At 64.3% G+C, this 1,424-nt stretch carries 1 protein-coding gene; it reads left to right on the top strand.

The features are described from left to right. Nucleotides 1-128 precede the first annotated feature (128 nt). Nucleotides 129-1,387 (top strand): IS3 family transposase gene (locus DEJ17_RS17435; RefSeq protein WP_375342580.1). Its coding sequence is split into 2 segments (ribosomal slippage): nt 129-501 and nt 501-1,387, totalling 1,260 coding nucleotides; the frame shifts between segments, so codons are not numbered across the junction. Nucleotides 1,388-1,424: the final 37 nt, after the last annotated feature.

Raw genomic sequence — 1,424 nt, 5'->3', positions numbered from 1 at the left:
GTGGACTGGTCCCCGGTTCTTGGACTGATTAGTCGGTTCAAGATCCGGGGATGGTTCGTGTGGGTGGTACCGCGTCGTCGTTGACGAGTGCGCAGCGTGTGGCTGCGGTGGAGTGGTTCGGTCGGGGGTTGAGTGATTGGGCGACGGCTCGTCGGCTAGGAGTGACACGGAAACCGGTGCGACGCTTGCATCAACGGTGGTTGCTGCATGGTCCGGAGGTGCTCGTGGATTCCCCCAGACGCTCGTACTCGTTCGAGGTCAAACGTGACCTCGTGCGCCGCTTCCTTGCCGGGGAGTCAGCCGATGCGCTCGCCTCCGAGGGAGGGCTCTCATCAGCGCTGCTGCTGCGCAAATGGGTGAACCAGGTTCGCAAGGACGGTGAGGACGCCCTCCGGCCGCGCCCAACGGGGCGCCCGAAAGCGAAGCCGGACACCGATCTCAGCGAGCTGGAACGACTCCGGCGGGAGAACGAGTACTTGCGGGCAGAGAACGCGTACTTGGGAAAATTGCGGGCCTTGCAGGCGCAGCAACGGCGTCGGTGAAGACCGCAGCCGTTGCCGCTTGCAAGGCCGAACACGCATTACAGACGCTGCTGCAGATCGCCGGTCTTGCTCGCTCCACGTTCTTCTACCAGCAAGCCCGCTCGCGCGAACCTGACCGGCACGCTGACACCGCGGACGCGATCCGCGCGATCTTCGTCCGCACCAACGGCCGTTATGGGCACCGGCGGATCCACGCCGAGCTCCGCCGGACGGGGCCGGTGGCGAAGAAGACGGTGCTGGCGTTGATGCGACGCCAGGACCTGGTCTGCCTGGTGCGTCGTCGACGCAGATACTCGTCCTACGGCGGCGAGGTCGGAAAGGTTGCACCGAACCTGCTGAACCGGGACTTCACCGCGACAGCGCCGAACCAGAAATGGGTCACGGACGTGACGGAGTTCCGGGTTGGTGAGCACAAGCTCTACTTGTCACCGGTGATGGACCTCTTCGACCGGCAGATCATCGCCTATCGAACCGGAACGTCCCCGACCCTGGAACTCACCCACGGCTCGCTCCGCGACGCTTTCCACACAGCGCTCGGGGCGGCACCGCTGGTGCACTCGGACCAGGGCGTCCACTACCAGCACCGGTCCTGGCGGTCACTGCTGGCAGCTGCCGGCGCGTCCCAATCGATGTCGCGGAAGGGCAACTGCCACGACAACGCGATCATCGAGAACTTCTTCGGCCATCTGAAAGCCGAGATGTTCCACCCGACCCGTTTCGACAGCATCACCACGCTCGACGACGCGATCCATGACTACATCACCTGGTGGAACACCGACCGCTCCCAGGAACGACTCGAGGGCATGAGCCCGGTTCAATACCGAGCTCACGCCCTCGCGGCCTAATCTGAGTTCACGGTCCAACAAACCGGGACCAGTTCAC

The organism is Curtobacterium sp. MCSS17_011, assembly GCF_003224275.1.
GTDB lineage: Bacteria > Actinomycetota > Actinomycetes > Actinomycetales > Microbacteriaceae > Curtobacterium.
This window is presented reverse-complemented; position numbering and strand designations above follow the sequence as displayed.